Here is a 13,306-nt window from a genome sequence, read left to right as displayed (position 1 = left end):
GCGGGATTCGCCGTCCACGCACCTCCGGGGCCGGGGAGGGTCAGGCGGTGTCGGCCGTCACCGCGCGGATCGCGGCGGGGATGGCCGCGGCGACGTCCGCCGCCGCCAGCGGAGCACCGTCGGCGGCCAGGCGCCCGGCCAGCCCATGCAGGTACGCCGCGCAGGACGCCGCATCGTAACAACTCAATCCCTGCGCGAGCAGCGCCCCCGCGACCCCGGACAACACGTCTCCGGTGCCTCCGGTGGCCAGCCACGAGGTGCCCGTCCCGTTGACGCGTACCGGCCGCGGCTCCTCGGCCACCACCGTCGTCGACCCCTTGAGCAGCACGGTGACCCCCAACTCGGCGGAAGCCCGCCGTACGTACTCCAGCCGCGCCGCCTCCACGTCGTCCCGATCGGCCCGCAGCAGCCGCGCCAATTCCCCGGCGTGCGGTGTGATCAGCGTCGGCACGCTGCGGAACAGCAGCGACCGGTCCCTGGCCACGAGCGTCAGCCCGTCGGCGTCGATGAGCACCGGCACGTGGGATTCGAGCACCCTCGCCGCCACCTCGTGCGCCCAGTCGTCGGTGCCGAGCCCCGGCCCCAGCACCCACGCCTGCACCCGCCCGACGTCCTCGATCGACGGCCGCTCCAGCTGAGTGATCACCGCCTCCGGCCAGTGGGCGCGCACCTGCGCCACGGGCGCGGACGTGCCGGCGTACCGGACCATGCCCGCCCCGGCCCGCAGCGCCCCACCCACGGCCAGCACCGCGGCGCCTGTGTAGAGATCGCTCCCGGCCGCGATGCCCACCACGCCCCTGCGGTATTTGTCCGACTCCTTGGCCGGGCGCGGCAGCAGCACGTCCACGTCGCCGTGGGTCAGCCCGGCCACGTCGGGGTCGGGCAGGTAGGACCCGAGCCCGATGTCCACCAGCTCGATCGCTCCCGCGCAGGCGGCGCCGGGATCGACGAGCAGCCCCGTCTTGTACGCCCCCATGGTCACGGTGACGCGGGCGCGCACCGCCGTCCCGTGCACCTGCCCGGTGCTCGCGTCCACGCCGCTCGGCACGTCCACCGCGACGATCGCCCCGCGCGCGGCGTTGGCCTCCTCGACGAGCTCCCGGTACGGCTCCCGCAGCGCCCCCGTCGCCCCGATCCCGACGAGCCCGTCCACGATCAGGTCGGCCCGGTCGAGCGACGTCCGGTCGACCACCCGCCCGCCGGCGGCCAGGAACGCCTCAAGCCCCGCCTCGTGGGTCTTGGACCCGGCCAGGATGGCGCCCACCCACGCCCCACGCCTGGCCAGGCGCTCACCGGCGTAGAGTGCGTCCCCGCCGTTGTCGCCGCTGCCGACGAGCAGCACGACGCGTTTGCCGTACACGCTGCCGAGCAGGTCGGCGCAGACGGCGGCGAGCCCGGAGGCGGCCCGCTGCATGAGCGTGCCGGGCGGCAGCTTCGCCATGAGCACGTGCTCGGCGGCCCGGATCTGGTCGGCGTTGTAGGCGGTGCGCATGATCCGAAGCTATCCCTCCGCGATCACATAGGCCACGGCCACACCCGCGTCGTGACTGAGGGAGAGGTGCCAGCGCTTGACCCCGAGCTCGTAGGCGACGTCGGCGGCCTTGCCCGTGATGTGCAGCTCCGGCTTGCCGAGCTCGTCGCAGCGCACCTCGGCCTCCAGGTGACCCAGTCCTTTAGGCGCGCCGAGCGCCTTGGCGACCGCCTCCTTGGCGGCGAACCTGGCGGCCAGCGAGTGCACCGGAAGCGGCCGCTCGACCTCGGTGAACAGCCGCTCGCGCAGCGCCGGCGTACGTTCGAGCGCCGCTTGGAAGCGGGCGATGTCCACGATGTCCACGCCGATGCCCAGGATCACCGTCCCAGGTTATTAGAACAGCCCCCGCTCCCACGGCCCCCAGATCGCGATGGATCTGCCCTGCTTGGCCTGGACGTTGACGTAGAGCGTGTGACCGCCGGGCCCGAAGGTGGAGCCGGCGAACTCCGCGCCGGGGTCGCCGGGGATCGGCTCCAGGCGGCAGAAGTCGAAGATCTCCCCCGACCTGGTGAGCCCGCGCAGGTAGTTGGCGCCCTCGCCGTCCTCGCACAGCACCAACGTGCCCCGCCTGCTGACGGTCACGTTGTCGGGCAGGTCGAGCGCGGCCGACCGCGGCGACTCGTAGACGAGCTTGAGCCGGCCGCTCCACGTCTCGTAGCCCCAGATCTGGCCCCGCCCCTTGCCGAAGCCGGAGGGCGGCGGGTCGGTGGGGTCGGTGTCGCCGCCCTGGGTGGAGACGAAGTAGATCGTCCCCTGGTGGAAGACGGCGCCCTCCAGCCTGGAGAAGAGGGCCGCGCCCTTGGCCCGGCCCTGTCGGCCGACGGCCTGCACGACCTCGTCGTTGGACGGGCGGCCGCGGAAGCCGGGGTCGGGGTCGTCGATGTCCACCCACTCGACGGCGTACGAGGCGCCGGGCTCCTGTCCCAGGGACAGGTCCTTGCGCTTGGCGCCCTTGACGGCGAGCATCTGCAGCCGGCCGCCGTCGAGCAGCTTCCCGGCCAGCATCGGGTGCTTGGGCGGCAGGTAGCGGTAGAAGCCTGACGCGAAGGCGAAGTTGTCCTCGGTCAGGTAGACGGCGCCCGACGACGGGTCGAAGGCCGCCGACTCGTGCGGGAAGCGCCCGGCCGCCCTGATCGGCCTCGCCGTGGCGGCGCGGGCGACCGGGACCTCGAAGATGTAGCCGTGCTTCTCCTTGAGCTTGGAGTTGTCGCCGCCGGAGAAGTCGTCGGCCACGTCGGGGCCGTTGACGGTCTCCTCGCAGCTCAGCCAGGCCCGCCACGCCATGGGGCCCCCCGAGCAGTTCATCATGGTGCCGTTCAGCGACGGCGCGCTCTTGATCACCTCGCCGTGGCGGGTGACCCGCAGCGTCGAGGTGCCGCCTCCGGCCATCGGGTCGTAAGCGTTGCCCTTGTCGCCGAACGCGCCGACGGGCCCGTTGACCTCGTGGTTGCGGATCAGGATGGCGCTGTCGCCCGGGCCCGCGAAGGCCGCCATGCCGTCGTGCCGGCCCGGCACGGTGGACCCGTCGCTGAACTTCTCGCCCGCGGCGCTGAACGAGCGGTATTTGAAGCCCGCCGGCAGGTGCAGCCGCACTTTGCCGTCCCGCAGGTCGCGTACCGGACGCAGCGGCCCGTACCCGCTGGGCGCCGGCTTGGCGCCCCCCTGCGTTCCGGCGCACGCGACCCCGGCGAAGGGCCCGGCGATGCCCGCGACCACGTTGGCGATGAAGCGACGACGGTCCACAACCTCAAGACACTAGTCGCCCGCAATTCGGTGGATAACGAATTCACCAAGATCGATGGTCATTCCCCGAAATGAGTCTCGGTAATCCCACGTCTTTATCCACAGGCTGTGGACACACCCCGCGAGGAGCCGATTTCTCCGCCATCGCTACGCTGCCTAGGTGAACAACGGCTACGTGGAACTGAGCAGGGAGCAGTGGAGCGAACTCCGCAAGAACACGCCCTTGACTCTCACCGCAGACGAGCTGGAAGACCTCCGCGGCGTCGACGACCCGATCGACCTGATCGAGGTCACCGACATCTACCTCCCGCTGACCCGGCTGCTCAATCTGCACTTCACCGGATCCAAGCAGCGCAGCAGCGTCCTGAGCGCGTTTCTCGGGCATCCCGAGCGGCGTGTCCCGTACATCCTGGGCATCGCGGGAAGCGTGGCGGTGGGCAAGTCGACGACGGCGCGGCTGCTGCACACGCTGCTGGCCCGCTGGCCCGAGCACCCGCACGTGGAGCTGATCACCACGGACAGCTTCCTCTACCCGAACGCGGTGCTGGAGGCCAAGGGGATCATGCATCGCAAGGGCTTCCCGGAGAGTTACGACCGGCGGGCGCTGGTCAGATTCGTGGCGGAGGTCAAGGCAGGCGCGGCGGAGACGAAGGCGCCGGTGTACAGCCACCTCGAGTACGACATCGTCCCCGGCGCGGTCCAAACAGTGAGAAGTCCTGACATCCTGATCATCGAGGGCCTCAACGTCCTCCAGCCCGCCCCGCCCACCTCTCTCGCGGTCAACGACTATTTCGACTTCTCCATCTACGTCGACGCCAAGGTCGAGGACATCCGCACCTGGTACGTCGAGCGCTTCCACAAGCTCCGCCGCACCGCCTTCGAGGACCCGAAGTCGTACTTCCGGCACATCGCGGAGCTGTCGTACGAGGAGGCCACCGCCTTCGCGGTCAACGTCTGGCGCGACATCAACGAGCGCAACCTGATCGAGAACATCGCCCCCACGAGGGGCCGTGCCGACCTCGTCCTCCAGAAGGGCGCCGACCACTCCGTCAGGCGGGTACGGCTTCGCCGGACCTGAACGCCTCCTCGAACAGGTAACGCGCGAACCTGCCCTCACACCCCTGGTCGTCGATGTCGGCGAACCAGCACTCCTCGCCGTGCTCGTGGCACCTGAACCGGGTCATGTGAGCCAATCTCGTGTCCGCGTATCAAAACACCGTCAACGTTCGATCGACGACAATGAGTCAGTGCTACATCTCCGACTGATCAGCCCGGCCGCGCGCACCGACGAGGTGACGGCGGTGTTGGAAGACTGCCCCGGCGTCACCAACATCGTCGTCCTGGCCGGCGCGGGTCGCGAGCCGAAGGGCGACGTGATCCTCTGCGACGCGGCCAGGGAGGCGGCCAACGAGGTGATCGCCCGGCTCGACTGGCTGAAGGACGAAGGCTCCATCGCCGCCGAGCAGGTCGATCTCTCCCTCTCCAAGGTCGCCACCGACGCGATCGAGGAGGCGCCGGGCGACCCCGACGACGCGGTGATCTGGGAGGAGCTGGCGCAGCGGGTGTCCGCGGACTCCCGCATCACCTGGGCGTACCTGGCGTTCCTGGCCATCGCCACGCAGATCGCGGGCATCGGCATCCTGCAGAACTCGCCCATCCTGATCGTCGGCGCGATGGTGCTCGGGCCGGAGTTCGGCGCGGTCGCGGCCATCTGCTTCGGCCTGCTGCAACGCAGGTGGGGCCTCATCGCGACCTCGCTCAGGACGCTGGCCGTCGGCTTCGCGGTGGCCATCGCGATCACCTTCGCCTGCGCGCTCGTGTCCAACGGGCTCGACTGGATCGGCGACACGAACCTGCTCACGAACGCGGAAGTGCAGTTCATCGTCAAGCCGGACAAGTGGTCGTTCATCGTGGCCCTGCTGGCCGGCGCGGCCGGGGTGCTGTCGATCACGGCAGGCAAGTCGTCGGCCCTGGTCGGCGTCTTCATCTCGGTCACCACCGTGCCCGCGGCCGGCTACGTGGCCGTCGCGCTGGCGCTGGGTCACTGGGGAGAGGTCGCGTTCTCGGTCGGGCAGCTCGGGGTCAACATCCTCGGCATGATCATCTCGGGCACCGCGACCCTCGTGGTCCAGCGAAAATTCTGGCCTCAAGTAGGACGGCGTTCATCCCTATGACCGACGCCACGGCCCTGACCGCACAGGTAGGGTCCGGCACATGCACATCCTCGCCACCGAGGGGCTGACCAAACGCTTCCCCACCGTCACCGCGGTCGACCAGCTCACGGTCGCCGTCGGCCCCGGAGTCACCGGGCTGGTCGGGGCGAACGGCGCGGGCAAGTCGACGCTGATCAAGATCCTGCTCGGCCTGCTCCCGCCCACCGGCGGCGCGGCGCGCGTGCTCGATCTGGACGCGACCACCCAGGGCGCCGAGATCCGCAGGCTCGTCGGCTACATGCCGGAGCACGAATGCCTGCCTCCCGACGTCTCCGCCACCGAATTGGTCGTCCACCTCGCCAAAATGTCCGGGCTGCCGCGCACCGCGGCCCGCGAACGCGCCGCCGACGTGCTGCGCCACGTCGGCCTGGCCGAAGAGCGCTACCGGCCCATCGGGGGCTACTCCACCGGCATGAAGCAGCGGGTCAAGCTGGCCCAGGCCCTGGTCCACGATCCCAAACTGATCTTCCTCGACGAGCCCACCAACGGGCTCGACCCGCGTGGCCGCGACGAGATGCTGGCGCTGATCAGGCGCATCGGCACCGAGTTCGGCATCAGCGTGCTGGTCACCTCCCACCTGCTGGGCGAGCTGGAGCGCATCTGCGACCACGTGATCGTCATCGACGCCGGGCGGCTGCTGCGCTCCTCGGCCATCGACGAGTTCACGCAGGCCACGCAGACGGTCACGGTCGAGGTCGAGGACGGCCTGGAGCCGCTGGCCGACAGGCTGGCGGAGGCCGGGCAGACGGTCTCGCAGCAGGGCCGCCTGCTGGTGGTCAAGGTGCTGGGCCCGGAGACGTTCGACGTGATCCGGGACGCCGCCGTCGACCTCGACCTCTGCCTGATCCGCATGGAGCAGGGACGTCACCGCATCGAGGACGTCTTCAGGGAGGAGGTCGCAGGTGTCTGAGATCTACGACATCGGATACCGCCACTACGACGGGCCCCGGCTGGGGCGCGGCTACGCGACCAGGGCGCTGACCCTGCACAGCCTGCGCGGCGTCTTCGGCCTCGGCCGCCCGGCCCGCAGCAAGATCATGCCGTTCGCGCTGTTCGTCATCATGCTCCTGCCGGCCGTGGTCGCCATCGCCACGATGGCCCTGGCCCAGCAGCGCATCCTCCCGTACAGCGGGTTCGCGGTCATCATGCAGGCCGTGGTGGCGATCTTCCTGGCCTCGCAGTCGCCCACCGTCGTGGCGCCCGACCTGCGCTACCGCGTGCTGCCGCTGTACCTGTCGCGTCCGGTCTCCGTCGGCGAATACGTCACCGCCAAGGTGGCCTCGATGGTCATAGCGCTGTTCCTGCTGGTCGCCGTGCCGCTCACGCTGATGTACGTCGGCGAGCTGGTGGTCGACATGCCCGGCCCGCCGGCCACCGGCGAGTACGTCGGCTCCGTGCTCATGGCTCTGGTGCTGGCGGTGCTGCTGTCGGTGTACGGCCTGGCGCTGGCCTCGTTCACGCCGCGGCGCGGGCTCGGCGTGGCCTCGGTGATCGTCGTCTACCTGCTGTCGTCCGCGTCGGTGCCGCTGGTCTTCAGCGTGCTCTACGAATCGGGCTACAGGTCCGAAGCCGACTGGGCCTGGCTGCTGAACCCGTTCTGGCTGGTCGACTCCGTCCAGTCCTGGCTGTTCGGCACGCCGCCGCACGCCATCGACGGCGGCTCCTACCCCAGCGGCCCCGCCTCGGCGCTGATCCTGGTCGTGCTGATCGGCATCGGCCTGGCCGCCCTGGCCCTGCGCTACCGGAAGGCGGCCGCGCGATGAAGATCGAGCTCTCACAGGTGTCCCGCTGGTACGGCAACGTGGTGGCCGTCAACGACGTGACGATGACGATCGGCCCCGGCGTCACCGGCCTGCTCGGCCCCAACGGCGCCGGCAAGTCGACACTCCTGCACATGATGGCCGGCTTCCTGGCCCCCTCGGGCGGCACGGTCACGCTGGACGGCACCCGCGTCTGGAAGAACCACCACATCTATCGGAACATCGGCCTGGTCCCTGAGCGGGAGGGCGTGTACGGCTTCCTGACCGGCTGGCAGTTCGTCCTGTCGGCCGCCCGCCTCCACGGCCTGCCCGACCCCGTCGAGGCCGCCCGCAAGGCCCTCGCCACGGTCGAGATGGAGGAGCCGAAGGACCGGCGCGTGGAGACGTACTCGAAAGGCATGCGCCAGCGCGTCAAGGTGGCCGCCGCGCTCGTCCACGACCCGCCGGTGCTGCTGCTGGACGAGCCGTTCAACGGCATGGACCCGCGCCAGCGCCTGCACCTCATGGACCTGATCCGGAACATGGGCACGGCCGGCAAGACGATCCTGTTCAGCTCCCACATCCTGGAGGAGGTCGAGCGGGTCGCCCAGCACATCGAGGTGCTGGTGGCGGGGCGGCACGCGGCGTCGGGCAACTTCCGCGAGATCAGGCGCCTGATGACCGACCGGCCCCACCTGTTCATGATCCGGTCGAGCGATGACAGGAAGCTCGCCGCCGCACTCATCCGCGACCAGTCCGCCGGCGGCATCACCCTGCGTCCCGACGGCCTGGAGGTCCAGGCCACCGAGTTCCGCCGCTTCGCCCGGCTCCTCCCCCGGGTGGCCCAGGCGGAGGGCGTACGCCTGCACGAGATCTCCCCGGCGGACGAGGACCTGGAGAGCGTGTTCTCCTACCTGATCAACAGGAGCACCTGATGAACACAGTGGTCGCCGGCATCACCTATCGCGCCCTGCTGGGGCGTCGCCGGATCATCCTGCTCCTGCTGCTGCCCTTGGCCCTGCTGGGCCTGGCCGTGCTGTTTCGCGTGGTCGCCGGAAACGATCAATTCATGGCCGTGCAGCTGATGCAGAAGTTCGCCATCGGCACCATGCTGCCCCTGCTCGGCGTGATCGCCGGCACGGGCGTCATCGCCCCGGAGATCGACGACGGCACGATCATCCACCTCATGTCCAAGCCGATCTCCCGGCCGACGATCATCCAGACGAAATTCCTGGTGGCGGCCTCGCTGCTGGCCGTTTTCGGGGCCGTGCCGACGTATTTCGCGGCCTGGCTCCTGGCCGGCAACGAGGACGGAATCGCCGCAGGCTTCGCGCTGGGCGCCCTGGTGGGCGGCATCGCCTACGCCGCAGTCTTCCTCCTGCTGGGCGTCGTCACCCGGCATGCCGTCACGATCGGCATCATCTACGCCCTGGTCTGGGAGAGCGTCGTGGGCGGCTTCATCCCGGGGGCACGCCAGTACTCGATCCAGCACTGGGCCGGCTCGATCGCCGACCAGGTGTCGGACTCGTCGTTCCTCAAGTCGGACGTCACGCTGGGCTTCGCCGTGCCGGCGCTGCTGCTCGTCACCGTCGCCGGCGTCGTCTGGGCCGGTCAGCGGCTGCGGGTCTTCTCGCTCACAGGAGACGAATGAGCCCGCGGGGGACGAACCCCCGCGGGCTTCACAGGCAGCCGGCGGGGGCGACCCCCGCAGGCTCTTCGGACGCAGCCGGCAGGGGCGACCCCGCAGGATTCAGACGCAGGCCTTGCGGACCACGTCCGCGAGGCGGCCCGCCACCTGGGTGGCGTGCTCCTCCGACGCGGCCTCCACCATGACGCGGATCATCGGCTCGGTCCCGCTCGGCCGGATCAGCACCCGGCCCGTCTCGCCCAGCTCCGCCTCGGCCTCGGCCACGGCGGCGACGAGCTCGGGCACGGAGGCCTTGCCCTTGTCCACGCCCTTGACGTTGATCAGGATTTGCGGCAGCGGCGTCATCACCGAGGCCAGCTCCTTCAGCGGCACCCCGGCCTTGGCCACCACGCCCATCAGGTGGAGCGAGGTGAGCAGGCCGTCGCCCGTGGTGGCGTGGTCCAGCATGATGACGTGGCCCGACTGCTCGCCGCCCAGGTTGAACCCGTCGGACTTCATGCGTTCCAGCACATAGCGGTCGCCCACCGCGGTCTCCACCACGGTGATGCCCGCCTCGCGCATGGCCAGCTTGAAGCCCAGGTTGGACATCACGGTCGCGACCACGGTGTCCTTGGCCAGCAGCCCCTCACTGTGCATGGCGCCGGCCAGGATCGCCATGATGCGGTCGCCGTCCACGATCGCGCCCGTGTGGTCGACCGCCAGGCAGCGGTCGGCGTCACCGTCATAGGCCACGCCGAGGTCGGCGCCGCGCGAGATGACCACCTGCTGGAGCTTGTCCAGGTAGGTGGAGCCGTGCTGGGCGTTGATGTTGAGGCCGTCGGGCCGGGCGCCGATGGCCTCAACCCGTGCGCCCGCGCGCACCAGCGCCTCCGGAGCCACCATGTGGGCGGCGCCGTGGGCGCAGTCGACCACCACGTTGAGCCCGTCGAGCGCGGCGTTCATCGTGGTGAGCACGTGCGAGATGTAGCGGTCGGCCTCGCCGTACGCGTCACGCACCCGGCCCACGCCCGAGCCGACGGGAAAGCTCCAGTCCTCGCCGAGCCGCCGCTCGATCTCGTCCTCGACCGCGTCGGACAGCTTGAAGCCGCCCCTGGCCAGGAACTTGATGCCGTTGTCCGGCGCCGGGTTGTGCGACGCCGACAACATGACGCCGAGGTCGGCGCCGAGCGCGGCCGTGAGGTGGGCGACGGCCGGGGTGGGCAGCACGCCGAGGCGCAGCACATCCACTCCGGACGCCGCGAGGCCGGCGACCACGGCGGCCTCGAGGAACTCCCCCGAGGCGCGCGGATCCCGGCCCACGACCGCCACCGGACGGCGCCCGGTGGCGGCGAACGCGCCTGCATCGCCGAGGACGTGGGCCGCAGCCACCGCCAGATCCATGGCGAGCTCGGCCGTGAGGTCGCGCCCGGCGACCCCGCGTACCCCGTCGGTGCCGAATAGGCGCGCCAACGCTAGCGCTTGCTGTACTGCGGAGCCTTACGGGCCTTCTTGAGGCCGTACTTCTTCCGCTCCGTGGCGCGGGCGTCACGGGTGAGGAAGCCGGCCTTCTTCAGCGGCGGGCGGTTGACCTCGACGTCCAGGATCGCCAGCGCGCGGGACAGGCCCATGCGCAGCGCACCGGCCTGGCCGGTCACGCCGCCGCCGTCGATGCGCGCGATGACGTCGAACGCCTCCTCGGCGCCGAGCACCACGAAGGGCTCGTTGACGATCTGCTGGTGGACCTTGTTCGGGAAGTAGACGTCCAGCGAACGACCGTTGATCGTCCACTTGCCGGTGCCGGGGACGATGCGCACGCGGGCGATCGCCTCCTTGCGGCGGCCGGTGCCGTACGAGTTGCCCGTGGTGACGGGCTTGCGCACGGGCGCGTCGGCGCTGGCGGCGGACTCGGTGGTGTATTCAGACGGGAAGTCCTCGCCGGAGAATTCCTCCAGCTCGGGCTCGACGGCCGTCTCGACACCGGTGGGCTCAGCCACGGTTCTCCTCTAACTCTTTCGAACTACTACTGGGCGATCTGGGTGATCTGGAACGGCACCGGCTGCTGGGCCTGGTGCGGGTGCTCGGAACCCGCGTAGACCTTGAGCTTCTTGGCCATCTTCCGGCCAAGGGAGTTCTTCGGCAGCATGCCCTTGACGGCCTTCTCGACGGCCTTCTCCGGCCGCTTCTCCATGAGCTCGCCGTAGCTGACGGAACGCAGACCGCCCGGGTAGCCCGAGTGGCGGTAAGCCTTCTTCTGCTCAAGCTTGTTGCCGCTCAGCGCGATCTTGTCCGCGTTGATGACGATGACGAAGTCACCGGTGTCGACGTGGTTGGCGAAGATCGGCTTGTGCTTGCCGCGGAGCAGGGTCGCGACGTGGCTGGCCAGCCGGCCCAGCACGACATCGGTCGCGTCGATGACGTACCACTGACGCTGGACGTCGGCGGGCTTCGGTGAGTACGTGCGCACGGTCGTAGCCTTCTTTATGCTCGCGTCTTCGGCGCTGTCGGATGCGACAGCTACATTGGTCGGTCGGTGCGGGCACACGGCAGCCCGGACCTTCCGTCTCCTCAACACGGGAGATGACGCCGGACGCGCCGCGCATTGGTCTCGCTGGACCTATGCACACAACGAACGAATAGGTTACCCACCCTTGGGCGTGCAGGTCAAAAGACCGGTAACCTCGTGCGAGTCTACCCGACCGCAGAACGGTTCGATTTCGTTTCCCTGGGATCTCTTCTTTCCCAGTACCAGACATCTCTATCGTTGACTGCGGTATGTGGCAGAACTCTCACACCCGGCCAACCCAGCGGGGCGCTCGGCGCCGGAGTCATCTGGGTGTGTTGACCTGCCTCATGGCGGCTGTCCTGTTCACCGGCGTTCTGATCGGCCGCATGACCGACGACCCGCAGCCGAACGCCCACATCTACCTCAACGGCACCGCCCCGCCCGCCGCCGCCACCGCCAACCCCGCGCCCACCACGGGGAAGAAGGCGCTGCAGCAACTGGAGAGCATCCCGAGAGAGGTCACCACCAGGAAGGCGCCGAGCGGCAAGGCGACGCCGAAGCCCACGACCAAGAGGCCGGACGGCCAGATCCCCGGCTTCGACGCCCAGGACGACCCCGGCCAGCTCTCCACCGGCGCGGAGCCGTCCGTCTCGGTGATCCCCGGCATGGCGTCGAAAGTGGTAGCGCTCACAAACTCCGCCCGGGCCAGGCACGGCTGCGGACCGCTCAGGGTCGACGGGGGGCTCATGCGCTCGGCGCGTACACACTCGCTGGAGATGGCCAGGATGGGGGCGCTCACGCACAACTCCCCCGACGGCGCCTCCCCGTGGGACCGCATGGAGCGCGCCGGATACCGCTACGGCGCGGCCGAGAACATCGGCGCCGGCTACAGCACCCCCGAAGAGGCGGTGCGCGGCTGGCTCGACAGCCGCGACCACCGCAAGAACATCCTGGACTGCCGGCTGAAGGCCATCGGCGTCGGCGTCGCCTCCGGCCCCAACGGACCGTGGTGGACCCAGGACTTCGGAACCCAATGACGCACTTCAAGGTAATGTCGCCGCATGGCTTCTCCCGAGGAACGTGAAAACGGCACGGAGAGCGGGCCCCGCCGCTCCCGCAGGCAACGCGCCGCCGACGACCCCGAGAAGGCGCCACAGAGCGGCAGCAACAGCAGCAGGATCGGCTGGAGTCCTTACGACGAGGGGCCGCGCTCACGCGCGCCACTGTGGTTCGCGATCGGCGGTGTGGCGCTGCTCGGGCTGCTCGGCGGCGGCCTCGCGCTGATGTGGAACGCCGACGGCCCCAGCACGGTCGAGACGGCGGCCAGCCGCCGCACGTCGGCCCCGCTGCCGTCGGTGCCGCCCGGCAAGTACGGCTTCGCGGCCGACCGCACCACGGACCCCGACCCCATCTCGGTCAAAGAGATCTTCGGCAATAAGAAGAAGTTCACGGTCTCCGGCCGCGCCTACGAGATGACGATCACCAGCAAGGACAAGAAGTGCACCGACGGCGCCCTGGGTGACAAGCTGCAGAAGGCACTCAAGTCCGGCAAGTGCGCCCAGCTCGTCCGCGCCAGCTTCCGCGACAAGGCGGGCAAGGTGATCGGCACGATCGGCGTGGCCAACCTCACGACCAGCAAGACCGCGAGCGCTGTGGCCAAGAGCGGCGACACGAAGAACTACGTGAAGCCGCTGACGGGTAAGGACAGTGTCACCAAGTTCATCGGCTCGGGCAGCGGGGGCGCCAAGATCTGGACGCACGGCCATTACGCGATCATGGTCTGGTTCCAGAACAAGGACGGCACCAAGCCCGACAGCAAAGGCTCCAAGCGGTTCGCCCAGGCCATCGACGACATCACCAAGGCCACCGTGTTCAAGGCCCTGGACAACAGGACGTTGACCGGCAGCGCGTTGACGTAAGCGCCTTAACACCCCAAACGGGATCCCCGAT

Annotated in this window: 15 protein-coding genes; 8 read left to right on the top strand and 7 right to left on the bottom strand. The window is 69.6% G+C overall.

The genetic code is table 11. The annotated features are described in order from the left end of the window. Window positions 1–40 precede the first annotated feature (40 nt). The 3 genes from ID574_RS22640 to ID574_RS22630 are packed head-to-tail and all read right to left on the bottom strand — an operon-like array spanning window position 41 to window position 3,274. Window positions 41–1,492, bottom strand: a complete 1,452-nt coding sequence (locus tag ID574_RS22640; protein ID WP_188190957.1) for an NAD(P)H-hydrate dehydratase — start codon at window positions 1,490–1,492, stop codon at window positions 41–43. A 9-nt stretch (window positions 1,493–1,501) separates the two neighbouring features. Beyond that, on the bottom strand, window positions 1,502–1,852 hold the full coding sequence (locus tag ID574_RS22635) for a holo-ACP synthase (RefSeq protein WP_188190956.1): 351 nt from the start codon (window positions 1,850–1,852) through the stop codon (window positions 1,502–1,504). Between the two features lie 12 nt (window positions 1,853–1,864). Further along, a complete protein-coding gene (locus ID574_RS22630; protein WP_188190955.1) occupies window positions 1,865–3,274 on the bottom strand; it encodes a PhoX family protein in 1,410 nt (469 codons plus the stop codon). 175 nt (window positions 3,275–3,449) lie between these two features. Between ID574_RS22630 and coaA the strand changes: the two genes are divergently transcribed. After that, entirely contained in the window at window positions 3,450–4,352 is a 903-nt protein-coding gene (gene coaA / locus ID574_RS22625) for a type I pantothenate kinase (protein WP_188191405.1), read from the top strand. Here the strand turns inward: coaA and ID574_RS61675 are convergent. Further along, complete coding sequence (locus ID574_RS61675) at window positions 4,324–4,458, bottom strand: hypothetical protein (protein ID WP_262496037.1); 135 nt, start codon at window positions 4,456–4,458, stop codon at window positions 4,324–4,326. The two genes, coaA and ID574_RS61675, sit on opposite strands and share 29 nt — an antisense overlap. A gap of 63 nt (window positions 4,459–4,521) precedes the next feature. On the opposite strand from ID574_RS61675, the gene ID574_RS22620 reads away from it, so the two are divergent. From ID574_RS22620 to ID574_RS22600, 5 genes are read left to right on the top strand one after another with little or no spacing between them, the layout of a single operon-like run. Further along, complete coding sequence (locus tag ID574_RS22620; RefSeq protein WP_188190954.1) at window positions 4,522–5,448, top strand: DUF389 domain-containing protein; 927 nt, start codon at window positions 4,522–4,524, stop codon at window positions 5,446–5,448. Window positions 5,449–5,488: 40 nt separating this feature from the next. After that, on the top strand, window positions 5,489–6,397 hold the full coding sequence (locus ID574_RS22615; RefSeq protein WP_188190953.1) for an ABC transporter ATP-binding protein: 909 nt from the start codon (window positions 5,489–5,491) through the stop codon (window positions 6,395–6,397). After that, window positions 6,390–7,250, top strand: a complete 861-nt coding sequence (locus ID574_RS22610) for an ABC transporter permease (RefSeq protein ID WP_188190952.1) — start codon at window positions 6,390–6,392, stop codon at window positions 7,248–7,250. The genes ID574_RS22615 and ID574_RS22610 overlap by 8 nt, the downstream gene beginning before the upstream one ends. Beyond that, on the top strand, window positions 7,247–8,161 hold the full coding sequence (locus ID574_RS22605) for an ABC transporter ATP-binding protein (protein WP_188190951.1): 915 nt from the start codon (window positions 7,247–7,249) through the stop codon (window positions 8,159–8,161). Before ID574_RS22610 ends, ID574_RS22605 begins: the two co-directional genes overlap by 4 nt. Continuing rightward, window positions 8,161–8,877 carry an ABC transporter permease gene (locus ID574_RS22600; protein WP_223166970.1) on the top strand — a complete coding sequence of 239 codons (717 nt, stop codon included), beginning with the start codon at window positions 8,161–8,163 and terminating at the stop codon, window positions 8,875–8,877. The genes ID574_RS22605 and ID574_RS22600 overlap by 1 nt, the downstream gene beginning before the upstream one ends. Before the next feature lie 99 nt (window positions 8,878–8,976). Here the strand turns inward: ID574_RS22600 and glmM are convergent, their stop codons facing one another. The 3 genes from glmM to rplM are packed head-to-tail and all read right to left on the bottom strand — an operon-like array spanning window position 8,977 to window position 11,317. Further along, the gene (glmM, locus tag ID574_RS22595) at window positions 8,977–10,323 is read right to left on the bottom strand and encodes a phosphoglucosamine mutase (RefSeq protein WP_188190950.1); all 1,347 of its coding nucleotides are present in this window, start codon (window positions 10,321–10,323) and stop codon (window positions 8,977–8,979) included. A 2-nt stretch (window positions 10,324–10,325) separates the two neighbouring features. After that, entirely contained in the window at window positions 10,326–10,847 is a 522-nt protein-coding gene (gene rpsI, locus ID574_RS22590; protein ID WP_188190949.1) for a 30S ribosomal protein S9, read from the bottom strand. A 26-nt stretch (window positions 10,848–10,873) separates the two neighbouring features. Continuing rightward, window positions 10,874–11,317 carry a 50S ribosomal protein L13 gene (gene rplM / locus ID574_RS22585; RefSeq protein WP_043623506.1) on the bottom strand — a complete coding sequence of 148 codons (444 nt, stop codon included), beginning with the start codon at window positions 11,315–11,317 and terminating at the stop codon, window positions 10,874–10,876. Between the two features lie 386 nt (window positions 11,318–11,703). Between rplM and ID574_RS22580 the strand changes: the two genes are divergently transcribed. Both ID574_RS22580 and ID574_RS22575 read left to right on the top strand, forming a co-directional pair. Continuing rightward, window positions 11,704–12,393 carry a CAP domain-containing protein gene (locus ID574_RS22580; RefSeq protein ID WP_188190948.1) on the top strand — a complete coding sequence of 230 codons (690 nt, stop codon included), beginning with the start codon at window positions 11,704–11,706 and terminating at the stop codon, window positions 12,391–12,393. Between the two features lie 24 nt (window positions 12,394–12,417). After that, complete coding sequence (locus ID574_RS22575; RefSeq protein WP_188190947.1) at window positions 12,418–13,275, top strand: hypothetical protein; 858 nt, start codon at window positions 12,418–12,420, stop codon at window positions 13,273–13,275. The last annotated feature ends 31 nt before the right edge of the window (window positions 13,276–13,306 follow it).

The organism is Nonomuraea sp. SYSU D8015 (assembly GCF_008065375.1).
Classification (GTDB): Bacteria; Actinomycetota; Actinomycetes; order Streptosporangiales; family Streptosporangiaceae; genus Nonomuraea.
The sequence above is the reverse complement of the archived record's forward strand: the minus strand, read 5'-3'. Positions and strand labels throughout refer to the sequence as shown.